Source organism: Tranquillimonas rosea (assembly GCF_900111315.1).
GTDB lineage: Bacteria > Pseudomonadota > Alphaproteobacteria > Rhodobacterales > Rhodobacteraceae > Tranquillimonas > Tranquillimonas rosea.
The window spans coordinates 1-23,584 of sequence record NZ_FOGU01000003.1; the positions used below are offsets into that span (position 1 = coordinate 1).

Consider the following 23,584-nt stretch of genomic DNA (forward strand, 5'->3'; position numbering starts at 1 on the left):
TACCCAAGCTGCATCATCCGCGACCGGTGCCCGAAACTCCGAAGATCGTCCGGACCAAACCACCGCGAACTCCGCAGGTCCGATGATGTCTTGCGCGCCATGGCGTCCTCCCGTCACTCAAGGTCTTGCGGCTATGTATGCGCATACAACATTCTGTGTCAATCGGACCCGGCGCGATCGCGCAGACGTTGCTTACAGCTAAAAATCGGCATTGACAGGCCATGAGGGCGTTATGCATATCTATGTATGCGCATACATTGCGCCTGGCCGCTCGGACGGCCATCCGCGATGACACGTTCGTCGGCCCCGGCCGGCACCAAACGGGAGGACAACCATGACTTTCACTCGCAGATTCATTCTGGCCGGTGCGACCGCGCTCGCCACGGCCCTGCCCGCCGCCGCGCAGGAACTGCCGGGCAACGTCCGGCTGGTGATCGGCTCGACCTCGACGGGCGGCGACACCTACCAGAACTCGTCCATCGTCGCCGACGCGCTGGCCGAGAAGCTGGGCATCAACATCAAGGTCGACGCGGTGGGCGCGACCGAGGCGTTCAAGGCGCTGGACCGCGACAGCCGCGGCACCACGCTGATGATCTTCCACGACCAATCGTATCTCGGGAACCTCTACGGCGTCCGCGGCTACCAGGACATCTTCGAGAACTACACCGTCGGCCCGACCGTCGCGATCAACCCCGGCAACGCCTATCTCGTGCCCAAGGGGTCCGAGTACCAGTCGATGGACGACATCCTGACGGCGGCCGAGAACGGCGAGCGGGTGCGCGTCGCGATCCAGCCCGGCGGCGTGTCCGAGATCGGCTTCTCGGCGATGAAGAACGCCGCGCGGGTCCGCTCGGAAGGCTCGGAAGAGAACATCGTCGCGGTGAACACAGGCTCGCAGTCGGACAAGAACCAGACGCTGTTCGACGACCTCGCCGACGTGATCAACGGTTCGATCCAGGCCAACGAGCAGTTCACCCAGCTGCCCGAGGACGACCAGAAGTCGATGCGCTTCGTCTGGATCACCGCGCGCCCCGCGACGCTGGAACAGGCGCCCGAAGAGGGCATGGGCGACACCACGCGGGACCAGCTGCTGCAATATGCCAGCCCCGAGACCAGCGTGACCCTCGACGGCGAAGAGGACTTCACCTTCGATAAGGAGTTCTTCTTCCTCTACAACCCCGAGATGGACGAGGCGATCGTCGAGCAGATCGATACCGCGCTCGAGGAAATCTACGCCGAGGGCGAGATCCAGGAACGTCAGAAGGCGTCGTTCTTCATCCCGAACTTCCTGCCGTCCGACGAGGCGCAGGAGCATCTGCGCGAGAAGCGGTCGACCTACGACGAGGTGATCTCGCAGATCTCGGGCGACAATTCCTGAGCAACCCAAGACCGGGACCCGGCCGTGCCGCGACGGCCGGGTCCGCTTTCCGCGTGATCCGCAAGGGAGGGGACCATGAACGGGCTGACCGAGGTGACAATCGCCTTCGAGACCTCGCATCTGGTCTTTCCATCGCTCATCGCCGGCGTCCTGGCGATCCTGGGTCTGGCGATCCTGATCCGTGAGCGGCGGTCGATCGCCGCAAGCGGCGGTTACTGGCGCGAGACCTTCGCCAAGATGGACAAGCTGCGCTTCCTCGGCACGCTGGCGCTGACGGTGCTCTACTTTTCCCTGATGGTCCCGGTGGGGAATGTCTGGCCGAACACCGGCCTGGGCTTCCTGATCTGCTCGATCCCCTACGTGTTCCTGTCGGGACTGATCTTCCTGCACGACCGGGGCCTTCGCGCGGTCGCGCCTGTGGCGATCACCGCGCTCGTGGCGCCCACGCTGGTCTGGTGGCTGTTCACCGACCTGTTTTTCCTCACGCTTCCCTGAGACTGCAACGCCGCCATGGAATTACTCGACATCATCTCTCCGCTTTTCCTGGCGCTGATCGTCGGCGGCACGTTCGTCGGCATCGTGTTCGGCGCGATCCCCGGCATGACGGCGACGATGGCCGTCGCAGTGTGCCTGCCGATCACCTATTCGCTCGGGCTCGAGAACGGGCTGGCGCTGCTGCTGGGGCTCTATGTCGGCGGCATCTCGGGCGGCATGGTCCCCGCGATCCTGCTGGGCATCCCCGGTACGCCATCCTCGATCACCACCACCTTCGACGGCCTTCCGATGACCAAGAAGGGCGAAGGGGAAAAGGCGCTCAGGATCGGCATCTGCTCGTCGCTGGTGGGCGGGCTGGTCAGCCTGCTGATCCTGTGGCTCTGCGCGCCGCTCCTGGCCGATTTCGCGATCCAGTTCTCCTATGTCGAGAAGTTCCTCATCATCCTGTTCGCGCTGACGGTGATGGCCGCGCTGTCGAACGACATGCTGATCGGCATCTTCTCGGGCTTCCTCGGCATCTTCATCGCCCTGATCGGCACCTACGACATCTCCGACGGCGGCAACGGCGAGATCCGCCTGATCCCGCCGGGGCTGGACTACTGGCTGGAATCCGGCTTTGCCCTGCTGCCGGTGCTGATCGGCCTGTTCGGCCTGGCCGCGATCCTCGAGGAGGCCGAGCGCGGCGTGCCGCAAAGCCAGTCGGCCGCCGACGTGAAGATCGGCTCGCAATCGACATTCTCGTTCTCGGTGTTCCGCGGGCAGACGGTGAACCTGCTGCGCTCGGGCGGGATCGGCACCTTCGCGGGCATCCTGCCCGGCGTCGGCGGCTCGGCAGCGTCGATCCTGTCGTATTCCAACGCCAAGACGTTCTCGAAGCACCCCGAGCGCTACGGCACCGGCGAACCCGAGGGCATCATCGCCTCCGAGGCGGGCAACAACGGCCTGACCGGCGGCGCGCTTGTGCCGCTCCTGTCGCTGGGGATTCCGGGGGATTCCACGACCGCGCTGCTGATCGGGGCCTTCACGCTGCAGGGCATCCAGGTCGGGCCGCTGTTCATCGGCAACAACCCGGTCACATGGGACGCGATGATTGTGGCCATGCTGATCGCCAACCTCGCGATGTTCACGATGATGTATTTCGCGATCCGCCATATCGCCCGGATCGTCACGGTGCCGAAGCACATCCTGTTCCCGATCATTCTGATGATGTGCGTGATCGGGGCCTACACGATCAACTACGGGATCATGTTCGATGTCTGGACGCTGCTGATCTTCGGCGTGTTCGGCTGGCTGGCGGTGAAACTGCGGCTCGAGATCGCGCCGTTCATCATCGGCTTCATCCTGGGACCGTCGGCCGAGGTCTACTTCGTCAAGAGCTTGGAATCCTTCAACGACCTGACGATCTTCTTCACCAAGAGCTGGATCGCCATCGTCCTGTGGGTGCTCATCATCGGGTCGGTCGCCGGCTCCGTCGCGCTGTCGCGGTCGAGACAGTCCACGACGGCCGACGCCTGAGGCTTCAAAGCCGAGGGAGCAGGCGTTAGGACAGGCAGGACCGAAAAAGAGGATGCCCGTGGCCCGAAACGCCCCTCCCCCCTCCGAAGCGCCCCCTGGCCAGCGCGCCGTCACGATGGAGACGGTGGGACGGCTGGCGGGGGTCAGCCAGGTGACGGTCTCGCGGGCGCTGAACGATCCCAAGAAGGTCTCGCCCGAGACCCTGCGCAAGATACAGGAGGCGATCGCCGTCACCGGCTACGTGCCGAACGCGCTGGCCGGCGCGCTCGCCTCGCGCCGGTCCAAGCTGGTGGCCGCGCTGGTGCCCTCGCTGACCAACGTGGTCTATTCCTCGATGATCAAGAGTCTGTCGGACACGATGCGCGACGGACATTACCAGATCATGCTGTCCGAAACCGGCACCGACCCCGCGCAGGAGGAAGAGCTGATCGCGACGCACCTGTCGCGCCGGCCCGACGCCATCGTCCTGACCGGCATCCACCATACGGCCAACGCCCGGCGGATGCTGCTGGGTGCCGGCATCCCCGTGGTCGAGCTATGGGACATCACCGACAGCCCGATCGACCTGTGCGTCGGCTTCTCTCACAGCGAGACGGGCCGCGCGGCGGCGCGCTATGCACTCGACCGGGGCTATGACGCGGCGGCGGCGATCTCGGCCGGGGACGAACGGGCGCTGCGGCGGATGTCTGGCTTTGCCGACCTCTGGACCGAGCGGACAGGCCAATCGGTGCCCTCCGAGGTATTCGCCCCGTCATCGACCCTGGCCGACGGGCGCACCGGCCTGGCGCGCCTCGTGGACACCCACGGGCTGCGCCGGGGCGTGATCCACTGCTCGTCCGACGTGCTGGCCCACGGCGTCCTGACCGAGGCCGCCGCGCGGGGACTGCGGGTGCCCGAGGACATCGCCGTCATCGGCTTCGGCGATCAGGACATGGCCGCGCACACCTATCCCGCGCTGACGACGGTTCGCGTGGACCGGTCGGAACTGGGGCTGCAGGCGGCCAAGGCGATCCTCGCCCGGTTCGAGGGCAAGGACATCCCGCCGGTCACCGACCTGAGCTTTTCGATCATCGCCCGCGACAGCGCCTGAGCGCGGCCGGGCCGTCACTCCCAGATCACCGAGGCCATCAGGTTGCGCCTCGCAGTGCGCAGGTGCTCCGCGAACGCCCTCTCCGCGGCGGCCCTGTCGCCGTCGAGCGCAGCCCGGATCACGACCAGATGCTCGGACAGCGCCGCGCGGTTCCGCGCGGCCTCGTCCTGCTTGTTCCACTGGTAATGGTAGTGGACGATGATCGAGATCCGTCGCGCGAAATCGTCGAAAAACCGGTTGTCCGCAGCGCCGCAGACGAACCGGTGAAAGGCAGCGTCGAGCGCGGGGAACGCGTCCTCGATCGCCTCGGGGCGCGCGACGAGGTCCAGGTGCCGCCGCTCCATATCGTGCAGCGCGCGGTGAATGGCCCCGCCCTGCGGCGCGTCCAGCACCGCGCGGATCGCCCGCATCTCGATCAGGTCGCGCATCTCGAACATCTCGGCGGCGAAATCGCGGGTGAAACCCTTGAGCAGCCAGCTCCGGTTGGGCTGCTTCTCGATCAGGCCGAACGGCTCGAACCGAACCAGAAAGGTGCGGACGGTCGCCACCGGCACCTCGAACCGCCGGGCCAACCAGCTTTCGTTCAGTGCACTGCCCGGCGGCAGGAGGCCGTTCAGGATCAGCGACATGAAGCCCCGCTCCAGCCTCTCGGCCGGGGATTCCGTCTGGCGCGAGCCGAAATAATCCGCCGCGACGGGGCGGCGCAGCAACGTCTTGGCACGCCCCTCCCACCGCACGACACCGGCCTCGGCCAGGTGGGTCAGCACGGCGCGGATGGTCGTGCGGCTGGCGCCGACGCGGGTGCCGAGCGTGATCTCGGATCCCAGCGTCGCGCCGGGTTCTTGTTGCGCCAGGTCGTCGAGCAGCCGGTTGCAGGCCACACGAAAAGTCAGATTGTTCCGCGCCATCGCCCTCGCCCGTCCTGTCGCGGCCCGCGTGGGCCGTTGACCCGGAATGGTACTTTATGAATATAAGACATCAACAGCGAAGCGTCGGCCGCCTCGGCGCCCTCGTCGCATCACCAACGCAAAGAGGCCCGATGCCGTCCGGACCCTGCCCCCACTCGCGCACCCCGCCGGGACCCACACGTCATGTCTGACGCCCCCACCCCGGTCGTGCAGTTCGGCACCTCGCGCTTCCTGCAGGCCCATGCCGACCTGTTTCTCAGCGAAGGCGACCCGCCGCGTCGCATCACCGTCGTGCAAAGCTCGGGCGACCCCGACCGCGCCCGCCGCCTTGCCGCGATGGCCGATCCGGCGGGCTATCCGGTGCGGGTACGCGGCATACGGGACGGCGCCGTGGTGGACGAGGAACGGCGCGTGACCAGCGTGACGCGCACCCTGTCCACGGCGACGGACTGGGCCGCGCTGGAACGTGTGGTGAGCGACGAGGCCGAGGTGATCCTGTCGAACACCGGCGACAGCGGGTTCACGCCACGCCCGGCCGACACCGGGACCGAACCGTCGCAGGACATGAGCTATCCGGCCAAGCTGTTTCACCTGCTCCGGGCGCGGCACGCCGCCGGGCGTCCGCCGCTGACGGTCTTTCCGATGGAACTGGTCTCCGACAACGGCGCCGTGCTGAAGGCGCGCGTGCTGGAGATCGCGCGGCAGCAACAGGGCGATCCGGCCCTGATCGCGTGGCTCGGCGCCTGCCTCTGGGCGAACAGCCTCGTCGACCGCATCGTGTCCGAGCCGATCGAGCCGGTCGGGGCCGTGGCCGAACCCTATGCTCTCTGGGCGATCGAGGCGCAGCCGGGCCTCGCCGCGCCGACGCGGCATCCGTCCATCGAGATCGTCGAACGGCTCGAGCGGACCGAGCGGCTCAAGCTGCATATCCTCAACCTCGGCCATACCGCCATGGTCAGCTTCTGGCACGAGGCCGGCGGGTCCGAAACCGCCATCGTCCGCGACGTGCTGGACGGCGAGATCGGCGCGCGCCTGAAGAACGTGATGCGCGACGAGGTGATCCCCGGCTTCGCGGCACGTGACATGGAGGGCGCGGCGCGCGACTATCTGGCGACGACGCTGGAGCGGTTCGCCAACCCGTTTCTCGACCATCGACTGTCCGACATCGCGCAGAACCACGCCCAGAAGATCGACCGCCGCATCGGCGCGTTCCTGACCTGGGTGCGCGACGAACGTCCCGAGTTCCAGGCGCCCGTGCTGGACGCCATCCTTGCCAAGGGGAGTGCCCGATGACCCCGAGCCTGATGATCCTAGACCCGGTGGACACCGTCGCCGTCGCCCTGTCGGACATGGCCGAGGGCGAGACGCGCGAGGGCCTGACCGCCACCGCCGCGATCCCGCGCGGCCACAAGATCGCCCGACAGGCGATGCGGGCCGGCACGCCGGTGGTGAAATACGGGCAGGTCATGGCGGTGGCCACGCGCGACATCGCCGTGGGCGAGCACGTCCATTCCCACAATTGCGGACTGCCCGACAGCCATTCCGACCAGGCGCCGCCCCGCGGTGCCCCGCCCGAAGCGCCGGACCGCACCACGTTCGAGGGCTTCGCCCGCCCCGAGGGCCGCGTCGGCACGCGCAACTACATCGGTGTCATGGCGTCGGTGAACTGCTCGACCACCGTCTGCGACGCCATCGCGGCCGAGGCCAACCGTGTGCTTCTGCCGAAATATCCCGGCATCGACGGCTTCGCACCCATCGTCCACGACCAGGGCTGCGGCATGGCCAACCAGGGCGAGGGCTTCGACGCGCTGGTGCGGACGCTCAAGGGGTATCGCGACCACCCCAATTTCGGCGGCGTGCTGATCGTCGGGCTGGGCTGCGAGGTGAACCAGCTGACGCTCTACAAGCCGACGGACTGGACGCGCGAGCGCTTCGTGACCTTCAACATCCAGGAGGTCGGCGGCTCGCGCTCGGCGGTACGGCGGGCGCTGGAATTGCTGGAGCCGATCGCGGCGCAGGCCAACGAGGACCTCCGCAGCACGCATCCCGTCTCGACTCTGTGCCTCGGTATGCAATGCGGCGGATCGGACGGGTTCTCGGGCATCACCGCCAACCCGGCGCTCGGCGTGGCCTCGGACATGCTGGTGGCCGCCGGCGGCAGCTCGATCCTGTCGGAGACGCCCGAGATCTTCGGCGCCGAACACCTGCTGATCGCCCGCGCTGACCGGCAGACCGGCGACCGCATCCGCGGCATGATCGACTGGTGGCGCGACTATGCCGAGCGCAACGGCGCCTCGCTCGACAACAACCCCTCGCCGGGGAACAAGAAGGGAGGCCTGACCACCATTCTCGAGAAGTCTCTGGGCGCGGTGGCCAAGGGCGGCCTGTCGCCCGTCGCGGGGGCCTATGCCTATGCCGAGCGGATCGAGGGCCCCGGCTTCGTCTACATGGACTCGCCCGGATACGACCCCGTCGCGGCGACGGGACAGGTCGCCAGCGGCGCGAACCTGATCGCCTTCACCACCGGGCGCGGGTCCTGCTTCGGCGCCAAGCCAGCGCCGTCGATCAAGCTCGCCTCGAACACCGAGCTGGCGCGGTCGATGTCCGAGGATATCGACATCGATTGCGGGCTCGTCGTCTCCGAGGGCGTCAGCCTGGCCGAGATGGGGCGCAGGATCTACGACCTGCTGCTCGACACGGCGTCAGGGAAAAAGACCTCGTCGGAAGAGTTCGGCTATGGCGACAACGAGTTCGTGCCGTGGAAGATCGGCGCCGTGCTGTAGGCCCTGTCCGCCCGGCTCAGGCCGGCCCGGCCTCGCGCAGCGCCGGCAAGCCCACGCCGGTGGATTCGAACCCGCCGTCGGCGGCGATCACCTGCCCGGTGACATAGCTCGCCCTGGTCGAGCAGAGGAAGGCGATCACCTCGGCGATCTCGCGCTCGGAGCCGTAGCGGTTCAGCGGGATGGCGTCGTGGTAGGCCGCGCGGATCTCGGGCGAATGGACGGCGAGCGCCAGCTTCGTGTCGACCGGGCCGGGGCACACGCAGTTGACGCGGATGCCGTGCTCTCCCAGTTCCGCCGCCTGCTGCTTGGTCAGGTGGATCACGGCCGCCTTCGAGGTGCCGTAGGCCACGCGCAGCGTGCTGGCGCGCAGGCCCGAAATCGACGCGATGTTGACGATTGCGCCGCCCTGCCGGGCAAGGTCGCGCGTCACCGCCTGGCTCATCAGGAAGGTGCCGTCGAGGTTCGTCTCCATCACCCGGCGCCAGCGGGCGAAGTCGGTCTCTTCGATCGGGCCGAAATCTGCGACCCCGGCATTGTTGACCAGCGCGTCCACCCGCCCGAACGCGGCGCGGGTCTCGTCCACGGCGCGGGTCACCTGCTCAGGGTCCGAGATGTCGTAGGGCAGCGCCAGCACATCCGTCAGCGCCCCGGCCGACGCGGACAGCTCGTCGCCGTCGCGGTCGACCATCGCGACGCGCCAGCCTTCGCCCAACAGCAGGTTGGTGGTGGCAAGCCCGATGCCGCGCGCGGCTCCGGTCACGATGGCGACGGGTTGGCTCATTTCAATACCTCGGTGAGATAGAGCGACAGGTCAGGCAGCAGCGCGATGATCATCAGCCCCGCGAGGCTGGCGACAAGGAACGGAAGGGCCGCCCGCGCGATCCGTTCGATCGGCATGCGCGTGACATTGGCGGCGACGTAGAGGTTGATCCCCACCGGCGGCGTGATCAGGCCGATGGCAAGGTTCACCATAACCACGACGCCGAACCAGACCGGATCCCAGCCCAGTTCGCGCACCACCGGCATGAAGATCGGCAGCGAGATGAACATCACCGTCACCGGGTCCATAAACATCCCTGCAACCAGCAGCACCAGCATGATGACCAGAAGGATGACCCACTGGTTGTCGGACAGGCCCAGAAGCTGCGAGGAATACTGGCCCACCAGGTCCTCGACCGTCACCACCCAGCCGAACAGGCTGGCATAGGCGACGACCAGCATCACCACCGCCGACGACGCCGCCGCGTCGCACAGCGCGGCATAGAGCACCCGGACCGACAGCGTGCGGTAGATGACACCACCGACGAACAGGGCATAGACCGTGGCGACGAGGGCTGCCTCGGTGGGGGTGAAGATGCCGGAATAGATCCCGCCGAGGATGACAACGGGCGTCATCAGCCCCCAGAAGGACTCGCGGAAGGCGGCCCAGAGGCGCGGCAAGTAGCCCCGCTCGCCCCCCTCGGACGGCGCCATAGCGGCAAGCGAAGGGCTCGTCCGGTCGCCTTTGACCAGCGGCAGGACGAGCATCATCACGAGGCCCATGAAGAGCCCCGGCAGGATGGCGGCAATGAACAGTGCCGAGATCGAGGTCTCGGCGATCACGCCGTAGATCACCAGGCCGATCGAGGGCGGGATCACGATCGACAACGCCGCCCCGGTGCAGACCAGCGCGGCGGCGGCAGCGCGGGGATAGCCGTCCTCTTCCATGCCCTTGATGATCATCGGACCGATGGCCGCGACCGAGGCCGGGCCCGAGCCACTGACCGCGCCCCAGAACAGGCACACGACGGTGCCGACGACGCCCATGCCGCCCGGCAGCTCTCCGATCAGGACGCGGAAGAAGCGGATCATCCGCTCGGCGATGCCGAGCGTGCCCATCAGCGTGCCGGCAAGGATGAAGAACGGGATCGCCAGCAGCGCGTACTTGGCGATGCCGGTGGCGATCAGGTCGCCCGCCAGATCGAAGCCGAAGCCGATGCGCCACATCGCGTACATCGCCGAGAGTCCCAGCGCGAAGGCGACCGGCACCCGCAGCGCCATCAGCAGGAAGAAGGCGGCGATCATTTGCGTGCCGGCGGAGATCTCGGGCAAAAGGTCAAACATCGGGGGTCGGCGGCTCTTCCTGCCGCGGCGCGCGCACCGTCTCGGCGGCATGCTGAAGGTAGCGGACGATGATCAGCGCAAAGCCGAAGGGCAGCGCCGCCTGATAGTACCACGCCGGGATGCCCAACCCGTAAGAGCGCATGCCGTTCGAGATCAGGTTCTGCAAGCTCTGCCACGAGAACCACGCCGACATGACCAGCAGCAGGACGGACAGCAGAACCGAGGCGACATAGACCGCCTGCGCCAGCCGTTTCGGCAGCAGGTCCTGCACCAGCGTCACCGACAGGTGCTCGCCCCGCCGGGCGGCGATGGCGGCACCGAACACGGTGAGCAGGAGGAACCCGTTGGTCAGCAGTTCCTCTGTCGCGGCGAGCGAGAAATTGGTGCCGTAGCGCACGACGACATTGACGAAGCCGAGCAGCGTCATCGCAAGGAAGAGCGCCGCGCAGACGATCTTCTCGAACTCGCGCAGGATGAAAGACAAGGGTTCCTCCCCCCGGCAGGGTGGCCCGGAACGGGGTCCGGGCCACGCCGGTCGCTCAGCTTTCGGAGCCGGCGTTCTCGATGGCTTGCTGGAACGAGTCCACGATCTCGGGACCGACCTTCTCGGCCCACTCGTCGAACGCGGGCTGCGTCGCCTCGCGGAAGGCGTTCAGCTCTTCGTCGCTCGGCTCGTAGATCTCCATGCCCTGCTCGCGCAGAAAGCCGACGCCTTCGGCGGTGCCCTCGCGGGTGATCTCGCGCTGGTAGGCCATCGCCTCTTCGGCGGCGGCGCGCATCTGCTCCTGTGTCTCGGCGTCGAGGCCGGACCACAGCTCTTCGGACACGCCCAGGAAGATCGGATCGTAGGAATAGTGCCAGGTCGTCAGGTAGTCCTGCACCTCGTAGACCTGCTGCGGGATGATGACGGCGCCGATCGGGTTCTCCTGCCCGTCGACGACGCCCTGCTGCAGCGCGGTCAGCGTCTCGCCCCACTGCATCTGCTGCGGATTGGCGCCGAGGGCGTTCATCACGTCGATGTACATCGGACCGGCGACGCGCATGTTGAGGCCCTGCATGTCCTCTGGCGACGTGATCGGACGGACGTTGTTCGTCACCTCGCGAAAGCCGTTCTCGCCCCAGGCCAGAACCTCGATGCCCTTGTCGCGCAGGATGTCCTCGAGCAGCTCGGCCGGCTCACCCTGTGTGGTGGCGTCGACCTCGTCGTAGTTCGAATAGAGATACGGCAACGAGAACACGGCCATCTCGGGCACCAGCGGCGTCACGTTGATCGCCGAGGTCACCACGACGTCGAGCGCCCCGCGCCCCACCATCTCGGCCTGGCGCATCTGGTCACCGCCCGACAGCTGGGCGTTCGGAAAGACACGCACGTCATAGTCGCCGCCGGTCTTGTCGGCCAGCAGCTCGCCGAACTTCTCGGCGCCCTTGTGCCACGTGGTCGTGTCCCCGGTGTTGTGCGACAGCCGAAGGGTGTCCGCCCCCGCCGCGCCGACCGCGACGCTGGCCGCCAGCACGCCCGCCAGACCGGCCGTTCCGAACCTGCTCATGCTCATTTTCGTCATCCTCCCGTTTGAACTGGTCACAATGTGGATCAAAGTCGGGCGTTGGAGACAAGAAAAATCTTGAAATCTGCAGCGCCGCTTTCAGGATGTGATCCTGATTGAGCCGGCTACAGCGCCGCCCTCCAAAGCACAAGGTCCATATTGTGACAGCACCTCTCGTCGAGTCGTCCCAAAGCGGCGCGCAAAGCGTGGACCGCGCGCTGATGCTGCTCAGCCGCATCGGACGGCACCCCGAGAGCGGCCTGTCGCTGACCGACCTCGTCACCGCCTCGGGCCTCAACAAGCCGACCGTCCGGCGGCTTCTGATGGCGCTGATCCGCGGCGGGCTCGTCGAACAGGACCCGACGCGCCGTACCTATCACCTGGGTGAAGAGGCCTATGTCCTGGGCACGATGGCGGCGGGACGGCACGGCCTGGTCGAGAGGACCGCCGACGCCGTGGGCCGCCTCGCACGCGAAAGCGGCGACACCGCCTTCGTCACCGCGCGGCGCGGCACGGCCGCGGTCTGTCTGCACCGCGAGGAGGGCAGCTTTCCGATCCGCACCCACGCCCTCGTGCCCGGCGCGCAGCACCCGCTCGGCGTGGGGGCCGGGTCGCTCGCCATGCTCGCCGCCCTGCCCGACCCCGAGGTCGAGGCCGTGCTGGCCGAGAACACCGGCCTGCTCGCCGACAGTTACCCGGCGCTGACGCCCGAGACGCTGCGGGACCAAATCGCCCGCACGCGCGAGACCGGCTATGCCCTGAACCCCGGCCTCGTGGTGCCGGGAAGCTGGGGACTGGGCGTGGCGATCCGGCATCCCGACGGCACCGTCGCAGGGGCGCTGTCGCTCGCCGCGATCGAGAGCCGCATGCAACCGCCGCGCGACCGCACTCTGGCCGACGCGCTGACCCGAGAGACACAGATCATCGAAAGCCGCCTTGCCCGGTCCTTCGCGGACCGCAACGGCGCGTAATGGAGGATACCATGACCGATCCGCAGATCGTCGGCTGGGCGCACGGCGCCTTCGGCAAGTCCGAACACCCGGACACGGAGGCGCTGATGGCCGATGTAGTGCCGGCCGCGCTCAGCCATGCCGTCGTCGAGGCCGGGGACGTCGACGGCGTGTTCGTCGGCGTATTCAACAACGGCTTCTCGCCGCAGGATTTCCAGGGCGCGCTGGTCGGCATGGGGGACAAGCGGCTCGCCCGCGTGCCCGCCACCCGTTACGAGAACGCCTGCGCCACCGGCTCGGCGGCGCTGCACGGCGCGATGGATTTCATCGCCAGCGGCCGGGGCCGCGTCGCGCTGGTCGTCGGCGCGGAAAAGATGACCGCGACCGAGGGCGCCAAGGTCGGCGACATCCTTCTGGGCGCGAGCTATCGCAAGGAAGAGGCAGAGGTCGACGCGGGCTTTGCCGGCCTCTTCGGCCGGATCGCAGCGAACTACTTTCAGAAATACGGCGACCGCTCGGAAGAGCTGGCGATGATCGCCGCCAAGAACCACGCCAACGGCTGCGCCAATCCCTATGCGCACATGCGGCGGGATTTCGACGTCGGGTTCTGCAACACCGTGTCCGACAAGAATCCGCAGGTCGCCGGGCCGCTTCGCCGGACCGACTGCTCGCTGGTGTCGGACGGGGCCGCCGCGCTGGTGCTGGCCGACCCCGAGACCGCGGCCGAGATGGAGCGCGCCATCGCCTTTCGCGCCCGCAGCCACGCCAACGAGCCGCTCGCCCTGTCGCGCCGCGACGTCACCCGGTTCGAGGGCGCCCGCCGCGCGTGGGAGGACGCCTATGCCATGGCCGGCGTGACGCTGGACGACCTGTCCTTCGTCGAGACGCACGACTGTTTCACCATCGCCGAGCTGCTGGAATACGAGGCGATGGGCCTGGCCGCCCCCGGTGAGGGCTATCGCGTGATCCGCGACGGCACGACGCGCAAGGACGGCCGGTTGCCAGTGAATCCCTCGGGCGGGCTCAAGTCCAAGGGCCACCCGATAGGCGCGACCGGCGTGTCGATGCATGTCATGGCGGCGATGCAGCTGGCCGGAGAGGCAGGCGACATGCAGGTGCCCGACGCCACGCTGGCCGGGGTGTTCAACATGGGCGGCGCCGCCGTGGCGAACTATGCCTCGATCCTCGAGCGGGTGCGCTGAGATGCAGCCCGTCTCCACCCGCGTGATGAACCTGTGCGGCTTCCTGTCGGACAGCGCCCGCCGCCACCGTGACGAGATCGGCTTCGTCTGGGGCACACACACCTGGACCTGGGGCGAGATGGAGGCGCGGTCGGCCGCCTTCGCCGCCGCCCTGGCCGACCGGTACGGCGCCCGCAAGGGGGACCGCATCCTGGTGCAGTCCGCCAATTGCAACCAGATGTTCGAGGCGATGTTCGCCTGCTGGCGGCTGGGCTGCGTGTGGGTGCCCGCGAACTATCGCCAGACGCCGGACGAGATCGCCTGGCTCGCGGGCTCGTCCGGGGCGCGGGGCCTGATCGTGGGCGCCGCCTTCCCCGACCACGCCGCCGCCTGCGCCGCGCAGGTGGACTATACCGTCACCATCGGCGGCGACGGCGCCGACGATTACGATGCGCTCGTCGCGGATTACATGGGGCAGACCCCGGCCCCGGTGGCCGTGGACCGTGACGATCCGGCCTGGTTCTTCTTTACCTCCGGCACCACCGGCCGGCCCAAGGCCGCCGTCCTGACCCACGGGCAGATGGCCTTCGTCGTCACCAACCACCTGTGCGACTTGATGCCCGGAACCGGCCCGGATGACGCCTCGATCGTCGTCGCGCCGCTGTCCCACGGCGCGGGGATTCACCAGCTGGCGCAGGTGGCGCACGCCGTGAAGACGATCCTGCCGGCATCGCCCCGCTTCGACCCCGAGGAGGTCTGGTCGCTGGTCGAGACGTGGCGCGTCACCAACGCCTTCACCGTTCCCACCATCGTCAAGCTGCTGGTCGAGCACGAGTCGGTCGACCGGCACGACCATTCCAGCCTGCGCTACGTGATCTACGCCGGCGCGCCGATGTACCGCGCGGACCAGAAACGCGCGCTCGAGACGCTCGGGCCGGTGCTTGTGCAGTATTTCGGGCTGGGCGAGGTCACCGGCAACATCACCGTCCTGCCGCCGACGCAGCACAGCATCGACGACGACGCCATGCGCATCGGCACCTGCGGCATCGCCCGGACGGGGATGCAGGTGCAGATCCAGGGCCCCGACGGGCAGGAAGTGCCCCCGGGCGACACGGGAGAGGTCGCGGTGATCGGGCCTGCGGTCTTTGCCGGCTATCACGAGAACCCCGAGGCGAACGCCAAGAGTTTTCGCGACGGCTGGTTCCTGACCGGCGATCTCGGCCACATGGATGAAGAGGGCTACCTCTACCTGACCGGCCGCGCCTCGGACATGTACATCTCGGGCGGGTCGAACATCTATCCGCGCGAGATCGAGGAGAAGATCCTCCAGCACCCCGAGATCTCGGAGGTCGCGGTGCTCGGCATCCCCGACCCCGTCTGGGGCGAGGTCGGCATCGCGGTCTGCGTGTCGCGCGGGTCCGCACCAGACGCGCAGGCGCTGCTCGACTGGCTGGGGCCGCAACTGCCGCGCTACAAGCTGCCCAAGGCGGTGGTGTTCTGGTCCGAGATGCCGAAATCGGCCTACGGCAAGATCACCAAGAAAATGATCCGCGAAGAGTTGGAAGAACGCGGCGAGCTGCCGGGGGTCGAGGCGTGACGCCCGAGCGGATCGTGCATCCCGGCCCACCGGCGGCCGAACGCATCAACGCCCTGCCCTGCACCGCCGAGCGGCGGGAGCTGGTGCTGGCGGCAGGCCGGCCGCTGGACGCGGCCGTGACCGAGGCGCTCGCCGGCACCGGGGCCGACGGGGCCTATCTGCGGATCGCGGACGCGGCGGCCGACAGCCTGGACTTCGTGCGCCCCGCGCCCGCCCCCGGCGACGGGCACGCGGCGTGGTACAGCGACACGACCCGTCTGGCCCCCGCGACGATCACCGAGGCCGGGATCCATGCCGGCCGCCGCGACGGGGCGCCGTTCCTGCATGTCCACGGCCTGTGGCAGGGCGCCGACGGCGAGACGCGGATGGGGCATGTGCTGCCGCACGCCACCTGGTTGTCGCACGACGCAACCGTTACCGCCTGGCTGATCCGGGGCGCGCGGCTGGAGGTGGCGGCGGATGCCGAGACGCAGTTTCCGCTGTTCCGGCCGGTGCCGACCGACGCCGGCCCGGGCCGGGGCGCCGTGCTCGCCACGATCCGGCCGAACGAGGACATCCGCGACGCCATCGCCACGATGGCCGCCGAGGCGGGATTGGCCACGGCCGAAATCCAGGGCATCGGCAGCGCGGTCGGCACCCGGTTCGCGGACGGTGCCGCGCTGGACAGCTATGCGACCGAGGTTCTGGTCCGCGCGGGGCATGTCTCGGGGCCGGAGGTGACGCTCGACGTGGCGTCGGTCGGGTTCGACGGCGGGCACCTCACCGGCGCGCTCGGCGCCGGGAACCGCGTCTGCGTCACGTTCGAACTGCTCCTTCTCGGCGCCTGAATCGTCTCAGGCGGCCTGCACGCGCTGCATGTAGCGGTGCGCGAAGACCAGTTTCTCGCGCACACCGGCGCCCAGCACGAACGGGTAGAGATCCGGCAGGTCGAGCGCGCGATTGACGTGGTTGACCGCCAGCGCGACATCGGCGGCCAGCTTGACCAGCGCGACGGCGTCCGTCTCGACATAGGCGTCGTAATCCGCCGAAGGGCCCGAGGGCAGCGACAGCCGCGCCGCCGCCGCGCTGTCGAGCAGGTCGACGAGGTGCAGCAGGTGCGCGATCGTCTCGGCCCAGTCCTCGTGCGGGTGGGCCGTGGCGTAGCTGGTGATGTGCTGCGCGTCGGGCGCGTCGGGATGGTTGTAGTGCTCTTTCAGCGCCTCGGCGTAGTTCTCGCGCTCGTCCCCGAAGAGGTCGCGGAAGGCGGGCAGGAAGCCGTCGTCCTGGGCCACGCGAAGGAAGAGGAAATGCGCCACCTCGTGCCGCATGTGCCCGATCATCGTCCGATAGGATTCCCCCAGGTTGATCTGCCGTTGCTTGCGGACCGCCTCGCTCGCCTCGGAGACGTTTATGGTGATGACACCGTTCGCGTGGCCCATCACCACGTTGTAGTCGCCGGCGGCGGTCTGCTCGGACAACAGCTTGAACACCGGACGGGCGCCGTGATCGTCGGGCGTGAACCAGCCCCAGCGCGTCAGGCTCGCCAGGAGCCAGCGCTTGTTCAGCTCGGTCCGGGTCCAGAGCGGCACGTTCTCGGGCGCGGCGAGGTCGGGCACCGTCTCGGTCATCGCGCAGGAGCGGCAGTAATTCCCCGCCTCGGCGACCCAGTTGCATCCGATCATCTCGCGGTTGACGCAGGCCGGCCCCTCGCCCTGCATTATCTGCCGGTCGGGATCGAAGAAGATCGCCTGCCCGCATCCGCAGGTCGTATTGTGGAAATAGACCGGCGATCCGCAGCCGGGACAGGTGAATATTTGCATGACCTTGTCCTCACGCAGTGTCGCTGGCGCCAGTAACCCACCGGGCCGCGCCGGTGTTCCCGCTGGCGGTGGAAGGTTGCCTAGCCGCGCCCCAGGACGGCGACAGTCTGCCACCCCATCGCCAGCACGCTGGCCTTCAGACTGCCGGTTTCGGGTTCCGAGACGAAAAGACGTTCCCAATTGCCTTCGGGAAGCGTCACCTCGGCATCGTCGCCGCCATTGACGACGACGAGCAGCGTCTCGTCCTCGCCGGACAGCCGCATTGTCACCGGCAGATCGTCGTCCTGCCAGCCGGCCTCGTCGACGGGGTGGCCGTCGGGACCGAACCAGTCGATCCCCGTCCCGCCGTGAAAGCGCGACTCGCGCAGGACGTCGTGGGCCCGGCGCAGGGCCGTCAGCTCCTGCACGGTCTCGGCCAGGTCCGCGTTGCCGGTGTCCCAGTCCGTCCAGCCGATCTCGCTGTCCTGGCAATAGGCGTTGTTGTTGCCGCGCTGGCTGTTGCCCACCTCGTCGCCGGCCAGCAGCATCGGCACGCCGCGCGACAGCAGCAGCGTCGAAAGCATCGCCCGGACCCGCCGGCGGCGGGCGGCGAGGATGGTCTTGTCGTCGGTTTCGCCCTCGACACCCATGTTGTCGCTGAGGTTGTGGTCGTGGCCGTCGCGGTTGTCCTCGGCATTCGCCTCGTTGTGCTTGTCGTTGTACGAGACCGTGTCCCACATGGTGAAGCCGTCATGGGCGGCGATGAAGTTGACCGACGAGGTCGCGGGCCGGTTGGAATGGTCGAACTGCACCGGCGAGCCCGACAGCCGCTCGGCCAGCGCGCCCTTGACGCCGCCCTCGCGCCGCCAGAACGCGCGGCTGTCGTCGCGGAACTTGTCGTTCCATTCGCGGAACGGCCACGGGAAGCCGCCCACCTGGTAGCCGCCGTCGCCGATGTCCCAGGGCTCGGCGATCAGCTTGACCCGCGCCAGCACCGGGTCCTGCCGGATCGCCGCGAAGAAGCTGCCCTCGCGCTCGAACCCCGAGGGCTCGCGTCCCAGCGTCGAGGCCAGGTCGAAGCGGAAGCCGTCGACATGCATCTCCTGCACCCAGTGCCGCAGGGAATCGAGCACCATGCGCAGCACCATCGGATGCGCCACGTTCACCGTGTTGCCGCAGCCCGTCGTATCGTAGCAGTGCCGCATGTCGTCGCCGTGGAGGTAGTAGCTGGCATTGTCGATCCCGCGGAACGACAGCGTCGGGCCCAGCTCGGAGCCTTCGGCGGTGTGGTTGTAGACGACGTCCAGGATCACCTCGATCCCGGCGGCGTGCAGGCGGCTGATCGCCTCCTTGATCTCGCCCCACTCGCCGGTCCGGAGATACCGCCGCTCGGGCGCGAAGAAGTTCAGCGTGTTGTAGCCCCAGTAGTTCGTCAGCCCCTTGTCGATCAGGTAGCTGTCCTGGAGGAAGGCGTGCACCGGCAACAGTTCCACCGCCGAGACGCCCAGCTTCGTGAAATGCTCGATCATCGCGTCCGAAGCGAGGCCCGCGAAGGTGCCGCGCAGGTTCGCCGGCACGTCCTCGCGCTGCATCGTCAGGCCGCGGACATGGGCCTCGTAGATCACCGTGTCGCTCCAGCGGGTGTGCAGCGCCCGGTCCGCATCCCAGTCATAGGCGGGATCGGTGACGTAGCACTTGGGCACGTATGGCGCGCTGTCGCGGTGGTCGAAGGTCAGGTCGTCGCCGCTCGACAGATCATAGCCGAACAGCGCGTCGTTCCAGACGACCTCGCCGGTGAGCTGCCTGGCATAGGGGTCGATCAGCAGCTTGTTGGGGTTGAAGCGATGCCCCTCTTCCGGGGCATAGGGGCCGTGCACGCGATAGCCGTAGCGCTGTCCGGGCACCACGCCGGGCAGATAGCCGAACCAGATGCCGCCCTCCATCTCGGGCAGATCCAGGCGCGTCTCGGCCCCTTCGTCGTCGAACAGGCACAGTTCGACCCGCTCGGCATGGTCGCTGAAGAGGGCGAAGTTGGTGCCCTCTCCGTCGAACTCGGCGCCCAGGCGGTCGGAATAGGCCGAGGTCTTGTCGAAGGTGGGAAGCGTCACGTTGGGTCGTCTCCTGTCGGGGCGCGGACAATCGCCGTCCGGCCAAAGCGAAATAAGGTGCGGTTCGGGATCTTTCAGGCATCAGCCCCCGGAATAAATCCCCAGGGCGAGACCGGTTTCAGGGTCGGTGTCGGACCACAGCGCACCGTCCGCGGCGGCGCCGTCGGCCATCACGACGGTGACCGTCTTGGGGCCGAGGCGGCGGACAAGGTGCCGTGCGCCGTCCTCGACGCGCCACTCAACGGTGCCGCGCTCGAACAGGTCGGGGCTGCGGCGGCGGAGGTCCAGCAGCGTGCGCAGCAGATCGGCCTTGCGCGACGCCAGGTCCGCGCCCGCGGGCAGGCGGGCCAGCGCGTCCCAGTCGGGCGCACGGCGGTTGTCGGGGTCGGTCAGCTGGAACAATGCGCCCTCGCCGCCCTGGTAGATGTCGGGCATCCCCGGCACCACGCAGCGCAGCGCCAGCTCGCGCAGCGACAGCGCCGCGCCGATCCGGCAGAGCCGCAGCAGCGGCGCGGGCCGCGCCACGTCCCACCGGGACAGCAGCCGCTGCGCCCAGTCGACCATTCGCCGCTCCCTGTCCTCGTCGGGGGCCGTCCAGTAGGTGATCTCCTTGCCCTCGCGCAGGGCCTTGATCAGGTGATCGCCCACCCGTTCGGCCGCCTGCGGTTCGCCCCAGAGCGCCAGGGCGGCCTGCAGCGCGTAGAACCGGCGGTTCGCGTCCAGCGCATCGCTGCCGTCCAGCGCCGCCGCGTCGTGCCACAGCTCGGCCAGCGCGTCGGGCGCGTGCGTCATGGCGATGAGCCGCGCCCGCGCATCCTCGGACCGCTTGGTGTCGTGGCTGGAGCCCAGCGTAAGTGCATGGGGCCAGTGGGCCAGCCGGTCCTGGAGAAAGCGCCGGATCTCGGCGTCGTCGCAGACCGGCCTGTCGGGATCGGCCCCGACCTCGTTCGCGGCGAGATAGCGGTTGAAGCGGAAGCCGGCGGTGTCCTCGTGCGCCTTGGCGATCAGCGCGCCGGTCACCTGCTGCAACCGCAGCGCCAGACGGCGGGCCTCGGGCGTCTGCGGCGCGATGACCGCGGCGGCGATGCGGTCGATCACCTCGGACGAGCGGACATGCTCCCCCGCCCGCGCGGCGCTGTCTCGCCAGATCGCGGCGTCCTCGGCATCCGCCGCATCGGTGATGTAGCTACGGTAGCGCGGGAAGGCGACGAGGAGCTCGGTCAACGCCTCGCGCTGCATCTCGGGCCCGGCGAGGAAGCCCTCGGCCTCGGCCATCCGTTCGGCAAGGCCGCACAACTGGCGCAGTTCGGCCGCAAGCTCGTCGGTCAGGACCTCGCGCTTGGCCTCCTCGACGAAGGCGTGGAAGCCGTCCTCGATCCCGGTGGCGTCCCGCCAGATGCGGTCGATCCGCGCGACCCCATCACGCCGGGTCAGCGCGCGCCCGATGACCGCCGCCGCCTCGTATCCCGTGGTCCCGGCGACGGGCCAGTCCCGAAGGGTCTCGTTTGTCACGAGGATCTTCTCGACCCAGACCGGAATATCCGGCAGCCGATCCGCCAGGCGCCGCAGGTAGGCGCCGGGATCGACCAGCCCGTCCACGTGATCCACGCGCAGGCCGTGGATCAGGCCGGCCTCGGCAAGCTCGAAGATGCACTGATGGGTCAGCTCGAACACGGCCTCGTCCTCGACCCGGACGCCGATCAGGCCGGTGACGCTGAAGAAGCGTCGATGGGTGATGCTGTCACGCTCGAGCTGCCAGGGCATAAGCCGCCAGTGCTGGCCTGCGTGCAGCAGCTCGGCGGCGTCCCGGTCCGACACCCCCGTCAGCCCCGCGCCGCTGCCCGGCGCCAGCGGAACGCTGAGATCACCGACCCAGAGCGTATCGCCCTCGACGCTGACCTCGCCCTGCTCGGCGGCGTCGCCGAGGGGCTGGGTCAGCCACGGCAGCGCTAGCGGCCCGGCGGACCAGTCGATGTCGAAGACGGCCGCGCGGTCGCTGTCCTGCCCGTGGGCCAGCACATCCCTGAGCCACGGCGTCTCGGGGCCGAACGCCATGTGGTTCGGCACGATGTCGAGGATCAGCTTCAGCCCGCGTTCCTGCGCCGCCCGCGACAGCGCCTCGAATCCCTCGCGCCCGCCCAGCGCGGGGTCGATCCGCGTCGGGTCCACCACGTCGTAGCCGTGGGTGGATCCGGGCGCGGCCTGCAGGATGGGCGGAAGATACAGGTGGCTGACACCAAGCGCGGCGATCTGATCGAGCCGTCCCGCGAGGCCGGCGAAATCCAGCCCGTCTCTCAACTGCACGCGATAGCTTGCAACGAAGCTCATGCGATCGCTCCCTTCCCGACACGCATCCCGGCGTCGCCCCCGTCCATGTGGAAGATCTCGGCCACGTCGTCCGGCAGGTCCGGCGCAGGGCCCTCGAGGCTCATCGTGAGGTCGAGCAGGCCGTCCCGGAACCCCCAGCGCGCGTGCAGGGTCCGGTCGCCCAAGCGGCTCACCCGGCTGTCGATCCAGCCGCTCCGCAGTAGCGGCAGCACCTTCTCGCGCCGGAGGTCCAGCAGGTGCGCGGTGAGCGCCCGCCACGTCTTTGCGTCCGGCGCGGGCGAGGCATAGGGGCGCGAGGCCTCGAACGTCTCGACCGCGTTGGGATCGGGGATCGCCTGCTTGTGGTCGGCGAACTCCGGAAATTCGCTGCGGCGGCCCTCGCGCACCGCGTGGGCGAGACCGCCCTCGAAATCGGTGAAGAAGCGGAACGGCGCGCGGGCGCCCTCCTCTTCGCCCATGAACAGCATCGGCACGAAGGGCGACAGAAGCAGGAGCGCGTGCATAACCTTCGCCGCGCCCAATTCTGACAGCGCGATCAGCCGGTCGCCCAGCGCGCGGTTGCCGATCTGGTCGTGCGTCTGGTTGGCGTTGACGAAACAGGCCGGCGGCAGATGCCCCGACGGCTCGCCCCGCGGTTCGGCGCCCGCCGGGCGGGGCTGGCCCTGATCGACCTGCCCCTCGGCCAGCGCCGTCACCAGATCGCCGAAGGGATCGACGGCGAAAGGCGCGTAGTAGCTGTGGCTCTCGCCGGTGAGCAGGCAGTGGACCGCGTGGTGGTAGTCGTCGTTCCACTGCGCGCGGATCGCGCCCTCCCCGGTGATGTAGGACGCGAGGTTCCGCTCGTCCTCGGTCACGAGATGCACGGGACGGCCAAGGTCCATCGCCCCGACCCGGCGACCCAGCTCGTGCAGGAAGTCGGTGCTGTCGTGCGCCTCGAGCTGGTGCACCGCGTCCAGCCGCAGGCCGTCGGCGCCGTAATCACGCAGCCACATCTCGGCGTTCTGCAGGAAGAAGGCGCGCACCGGCGCCCGGTCCAGCGCGATGGCCGCGCCCCACGGCGTCTGGCGGCTGGTGTCGAAGAACGCCGGAGACAGCGCCGACAGGACGTTCCCCTCGGGGCCGAAGTGGTTGTAGACCGCGTCGATCAGCACCATCAGCCCGTTCGCATGCGCCGCCGCGATGAAATCGGCCAGCTCGTCCGGTGTTCCGTAGGCCGGATGCAGGGCGAAGGGCAGAACGCCGTCATAGCCCCAGCCGCGGGCGCCCTCGAACTGGCCCAGCGGCATCAGTTCGACCGCCGTGATCCCCAGCCTGGCCAGCGCCGGAAGCCGCGCCGCGGCGGCGGCGAGCGTGCCTTCGGCGGTGAACGTGCCCACGTGGATCTCCAGGATCACCGCGCTGTCCCACGGACGCCCCGCCCACGCGACATCGCGCAGGCCCGCGGCGGGATCGACCAGCATCGAGGCCGCGCCGACGCCGCCGTCCTGGAACCGCGATGCGGGATCGGGAAAGGTTTCGCCGTCGCGCTCGAACAGATAGGTCGCGCCGGCCTCGGCCGCGATGTCGGCGCTGTGCCAGCCGGCGTCGTCCTTCGACAGGGGATGCCGCGCACCATCCAGCAGCACGTGAATCGCACGCGCCGACGGGGCCCAGAGCGCAAAGCGCCACAGGCCGCGCTCCAGCGGCACCGCGCCCCAGCGGGGCTGACCTTCGCTTCCGTCCGACATCCGTGATCTTGTCCTGCTCATCCCGTGTGCTCCGAACGGCCAGTCGGAGCGAAACGTTCCGGCGCCCGCGCCCCTTTCGCAACATCCCATAGCAGCCAT

General features: G+C 68.6%; 19 protein-coding genes. 10 read left to right on the top strand and 9 right to left on the bottom strand.

Annotated elements, in window-relative coordinates:
* The first annotated feature begins 334 nt into the window (after positions 1 to 334).
* The 4 genes from BMZ25_RS05160 to BMZ25_RS05175 all read left to right on the top strand — a co-directional run bounded on the left by BMZ25_RS05160 (position 335) and on the right by BMZ25_RS05175 (position 4,478).
* Positions 335 to 1,378, top strand: coding sequence for a type 2 periplasmic-binding domain-containing protein (locus tag BMZ25_RS05160; RefSeq protein WP_092689563.1), 1,044 nt, complete (start codon positions 335 to 337; stop codon positions 1,376 to 1,378).
* Positions 1,379 to 1,453: 75 nt separating this feature from the next.
* Positions 1,454 to 1,873: a tripartite tricarboxylate transporter TctB family protein gene (locus BMZ25_RS05165; protein ID WP_092689566.1), complete on the top strand. Its 420-nt coding sequence runs from the start codon at positions 1,454 to 1,456 to the stop codon at positions 1,871 to 1,873.
* Between the two features lie 15 nt (positions 1,874 to 1,888).
* A complete protein-coding gene (locus tag BMZ25_RS05170) occupies positions 1,889 to 3,388 on the top strand; it encodes a tripartite tricarboxylate transporter permease (RefSeq protein WP_092689569.1) in 1,500 nt (499 codons plus the stop codon).
* A gap of 58 nt (positions 3,389 to 3,446) precedes the next feature.
* Positions 3,447 to 4,478 carry a LacI family DNA-binding transcriptional regulator gene (locus BMZ25_RS05175; RefSeq protein WP_235859783.1) on the top strand — a complete coding sequence of 344 codons (1,032 nt, stop codon included), beginning with the start codon at positions 3,447 to 3,449 and terminating at the stop codon, positions 4,476 to 4,478.
* Between the two features lie 14 nt (positions 4,479 to 4,492).
* Here the strand turns inward: BMZ25_RS05175 and BMZ25_RS05180 are convergent, their stop codons facing one another.
* The gene (locus BMZ25_RS05180; protein ID WP_092689577.1) at positions 4,493 to 5,386 is read right to left on the bottom strand and encodes a GntR family transcriptional regulator; all 894 of its coding nucleotides are present in this window, start codon (positions 5,384 to 5,386) and stop codon (positions 4,493 to 4,495) included.
* A 183-nt stretch (positions 5,387 to 5,569) separates the two neighbouring features.
* Between BMZ25_RS05180 and BMZ25_RS05185 the strand changes: the two genes are divergently transcribed.
* Together BMZ25_RS05185 and BMZ25_RS05190 are read left to right on the top strand one after the other, a co-directional pair.
* Complete coding sequence (locus tag BMZ25_RS05185) at positions 5,570 to 6,679, top strand: mannitol dehydrogenase family protein (protein WP_092689580.1); 1,110 nt, start codon at positions 5,570 to 5,572, stop codon at positions 6,677 to 6,679.
* Positions 6,676 to 8,169, top strand: coding sequence for a UxaA family hydrolase (locus BMZ25_RS05190; RefSeq protein WP_092689584.1), 1,494 nt, complete (start codon positions 6,676 to 6,678; stop codon positions 8,167 to 8,169). The genes BMZ25_RS05185 and BMZ25_RS05190 overlap by 4 nt, the downstream gene beginning before the upstream one ends.
* A 16-nt stretch (positions 8,170 to 8,185) precedes the next feature.
* Here the strand turns inward: BMZ25_RS05190 and BMZ25_RS05195 are convergent, their stop codons facing one another.
* From BMZ25_RS05195 to BMZ25_RS05210, 4 genes are read right to left on the bottom strand one after another with little or no spacing between them, the layout of a single operon-like run.
* The gene (locus BMZ25_RS05195) at positions 8,186 to 8,950 is read right to left on the bottom strand and encodes an SDR family NAD(P)-dependent oxidoreductase (RefSeq protein ID WP_092689587.1); all 765 of its coding nucleotides are present in this window, start codon (positions 8,948 to 8,950) and stop codon (positions 8,186 to 8,188) included.
* A complete protein-coding gene (locus BMZ25_RS05200) occupies positions 8,947 to 10,272 on the bottom strand; it encodes a TRAP transporter large permease (protein ID WP_092689589.1) in 1,326 nt (441 codons plus the stop codon). The genes BMZ25_RS05195 and BMZ25_RS05200 overlap by 4 nt, the downstream gene beginning before the upstream one ends.
* The gene (locus BMZ25_RS05205; RefSeq protein ID WP_092689592.1) at positions 10,265 to 10,756 is read right to left on the bottom strand and encodes a TRAP transporter small permease; all 492 of its coding nucleotides are present in this window, start codon (positions 10,754 to 10,756) and stop codon (positions 10,265 to 10,267) included. Before BMZ25_RS05205 ends, BMZ25_RS05200 begins: the two co-directional genes overlap by 8 nt.
* Before the next feature lie 55 nt (positions 10,757 to 10,811).
* Positions 10,812 to 11,825, bottom strand: a complete 1,014-nt coding sequence (locus tag BMZ25_RS05210) for a DctP family TRAP transporter solute-binding subunit (RefSeq protein WP_235859784.1) — start codon at positions 11,823 to 11,825, stop codon at positions 10,812 to 10,814.
* A gap of 152 nt (positions 11,826 to 11,977) precedes the next feature.
* On the opposite strand from BMZ25_RS05210, the gene BMZ25_RS05215 reads away from it, so the two are divergent.
* The 4 genes from BMZ25_RS05215 to BMZ25_RS05230 are packed head-to-tail and all read left to right on the top strand — an operon-like array spanning position 11,978 to position 16,371.
* Positions 11,978 to 12,787 (top strand): IclR family transcriptional regulator, encoded by an 810-nt coding sequence (locus BMZ25_RS05215; protein ID WP_235859785.1) that lies wholly within the window; start codon positions 11,978 to 11,980, stop codon positions 12,785 to 12,787.
* Between the two features lie 11 nt (positions 12,788 to 12,798).
* Positions 12,799 to 13,968 (top strand): acetyl-CoA acetyltransferase, encoded by a 1,170-nt coding sequence (locus BMZ25_RS05220; protein WP_092690938.1) that lies wholly within the window; start codon positions 12,799 to 12,801, stop codon positions 13,966 to 13,968.
* A 1-nt stretch (position 13,969) separates the two neighbouring features.
* The gene (locus BMZ25_RS05225; protein ID WP_235859786.1) at positions 13,970 to 15,544 is read left to right on the top strand and encodes an acyl-CoA synthetase; all 1,575 of its coding nucleotides are present in this window, start codon (positions 13,970 to 13,972) and stop codon (positions 15,542 to 15,544) included.
* Positions 15,541 to 16,371, top strand: a complete 831-nt coding sequence (locus BMZ25_RS05230) for a hypothetical protein (protein WP_235859787.1) — start codon at positions 15,541 to 15,543, stop codon at positions 16,369 to 16,371. The genes BMZ25_RS05225 and BMZ25_RS05230 overlap by 4 nt, the downstream gene beginning before the upstream one ends.
* Positions 16,372 to 16,377: 6 nt before the next feature.
* Here the strand turns inward: BMZ25_RS05230 and BMZ25_RS05235 are convergent, their stop codons facing one another.
* The 4 genes from BMZ25_RS05235 to treZ all read right to left on the bottom strand — a co-directional run bounded on the left by BMZ25_RS05235 (position 16,378) and on the right by treZ (position 23,485).
* Complete coding sequence (locus BMZ25_RS05235; protein ID WP_092689598.1) at positions 16,378 to 17,343, bottom strand: zinc-binding metallopeptidase family protein; 966 nt, start codon at positions 17,341 to 17,343, stop codon at positions 16,378 to 16,380.
* 80 nt (positions 17,344 to 17,423) lie between these two features.
* Entirely contained in the window at positions 17,424 to 19,430 is a 2,007-nt protein-coding gene (gene glgX, locus BMZ25_RS05240; protein ID WP_092689604.1) for a glycogen debranching protein GlgX, read from the bottom strand.
* An 81-nt stretch (positions 19,431 to 19,511) separates the two neighbouring features.
* The gene (gene treY / locus BMZ25_RS05245) at positions 19,512 to 21,758 is read right to left on the bottom strand and encodes a malto-oligosyltrehalose synthase (protein ID WP_092689607.1); all 2,247 of its coding nucleotides are present in this window, start codon (positions 21,756 to 21,758) and stop codon (positions 19,512 to 19,514) included.
* The gene (gene treZ / locus BMZ25_RS05250; RefSeq protein WP_177190393.1) at positions 21,755 to 23,485 is read right to left on the bottom strand and encodes a malto-oligosyltrehalose trehalohydrolase; all 1,731 of its coding nucleotides are present in this window, start codon (positions 23,483 to 23,485) and stop codon (positions 21,755 to 21,757) included. Before treZ ends, treY begins: the two co-directional genes overlap by 4 nt.
* Positions 23,486 to 23,584 lie beyond the last annotated feature (99 nt).

Bases quoted from the DNA above. Each gene is read 5' to 3' on its own strand.
- BMZ25_RS05160 (WP_092689563.1), top strand. From the start codon at position 335: ATGACTTTCACTCGCAGATTCATTCTGGCCGGTGCGACCGCGCTCGCC.
- BMZ25_RS05165 (WP_092689566.1), top strand. From the start codon at position 1,454: ATGAACGGGCTGACCGAGGTGACAATCGCCTTCGAGACCTCGCATCTG.
- BMZ25_RS05170 (WP_092689569.1), top strand. From the start codon at position 1,889: ATGGAATTACTCGACATCATCTCTCCGCTTTTCCTGGCGCTGATCGTC.
- BMZ25_RS05180 (WP_092689577.1), bottom strand. From the start codon at position 5,386: ATGGCGCGGAACAATCTGACTTTTCGTGTGGCCTGCAACCGGCTGCTC.
- BMZ25_RS05185 (WP_092689580.1), top strand. From the start codon at position 5,570: ATGTCTGACGCCCCCACCCCGGTCGTGCAGTTCGGCACCTCGCGCTTC.
- BMZ25_RS05190 (WP_092689584.1), top strand. From the start codon at position 6,676: ATGACCCCGAGCCTGATGATCCTAGACCCGGTGGACACCGTCGCCGTC.
- BMZ25_RS05195 (WP_092689587.1), bottom strand. From the start codon at position 8,950: ATGAGCCAACCCGTCGCCATCGTGACCGGAGCCGCGCGCGGCATCGGG.
- BMZ25_RS05200 (WP_092689589.1), bottom strand. From the start codon at position 10,272: ATGTTTGACCTTTTGCCCGAGATCTCCGCCGGCACGCAAATGATCGCC.
- BMZ25_RS05210 (WP_235859784.1), bottom strand. From the start codon at position 11,825: ATGAGCATGAGCAGGTTCGGAACGGCCGGTCTGGCGGGCGTGCTGGCG.
- BMZ25_RS05220 (WP_092690938.1), top strand. From the start codon at position 12,799: ATGACCGATCCGCAGATCGTCGGCTGGGCGCACGGCGCCTTCGGCAAG.
- BMZ25_RS05225 (WP_235859786.1), top strand. From the start codon at position 13,970: ATGCAGCCCGTCTCCACCCGCGTGATGAACCTGTGCGGCTTCCTGTCG.
- BMZ25_RS05235 (WP_092689598.1), bottom strand. From the start codon at position 17,343: ATGCAAATATTCACCTGTCCCGGCTGCGGATCGCCGGTCTATTTCCAC.
- treY (WP_092689607.1), bottom strand. From the start codon at position 21,758: ATGAGCTTCGTTGCAAGCTATCGCGTGCAGTTGAGAGACGGGCTGGAT.
- treZ (WP_177190393.1), bottom strand. From the start codon at position 23,485: ATGTCGGACGGAAGCGAAGGTCAGCCCCGCTGGGGCGCGGTGCCGCTG.